Genomic DNA, 910 nt, shown 5'->3' with positions numbered 1-910 from the left:
GCCGACAGGCGGCGGTGGGGGCTCATTGTCGCCGACAGGCGGCGGTGGGGGCTCATTGTCGCCGACAGGCGGCGGCGGGGGCTCATTGTCTACATCTTCATCAATCGGATCAGGTGTACCTACTGCCTCTTCTTCAGGTGAAGTACCAGGCACCACCACATGGGGGATGTAGACCCGATACTCGCCTTGATCATTGGTCGCAAAGACACCACTACCCATCAGGGCGATCAGTAGAAGCACAGCGGACAGGTGGAACATGCGTCGTTTCATAGCTCCTCACGATCGTCTTGGCCGTGGCAGAGGCACCCACGGTGTAATAGTAAGATGATTTCCTGGTGCAATGCCGATCAAACAGCGATCAAACACTGATCGACAGCAGCAGCCAGCAGCCTCTGGGTATGCTGGTGAGCAAGGAGGGTAGCAGGGTACGCACGGGAACCTCATTCCCGTGCATGCTCCCCCGAATTTCCCAACCAAGCTATACGGCCATAATACGTACTACAGATGATCATTTGATGAACAATAGAAAACATCTTTCTTTTGTAAAGAAATCGTATTGAATGACTTTAGCGCTCTTTGGTTGCATAGGCTACTTCATGGAAATTAACAATTTATTCATAAGGAGAGGATACAGTAACGAGAAGATAGAAAATAGAAAATAGGTTTGCGGCATCAGAAGGTGATACTAGGAGATCAAGATCGGATCAGTAAGCGATCAGCATGGAAGATCGCCAATTGATCACATGGTTGCCCATGCTTTTTGCTACAATTTAATCATGGTGGGCGAGGTCACGGTGGCTGAGCTTGTCGAAGCCAGCTTGTCGAAGCCAGCCTGTCGAAGCCAGCCTGTCGAAGCCAGCCTGTCGAAGCCAGCCTGTCGAAGCCACCGCACCGCTGGCTCGGTGGCTGA

1 protein-coding gene is annotated in these 910 nt (G+C 52.0%); it reads right to left on the bottom strand.

The window, feature by feature from the left end; genetic code table 11:
* Nucleotides 1-270, bottom strand: a 270-nt coding sequence (locus tag CJ255_RS23950) for a hypothetical protein (protein WP_217352528.1), incomplete at its 3' end; no start/stop codon positions are given.
* Nucleotides 271-910 lie beyond the last annotated feature (640 nt).

The organism is Candidatus Viridilinea mediisalina (genome assembly GCF_002532535.1).
GTDB lineage: Bacteria > Chloroflexota > Chloroflexia > Chloroflexales > Chloroflexaceae > Viridilinea > Viridilinea mediisalina.
This window is presented reverse-complemented; position numbering and strand designations above follow the sequence as displayed.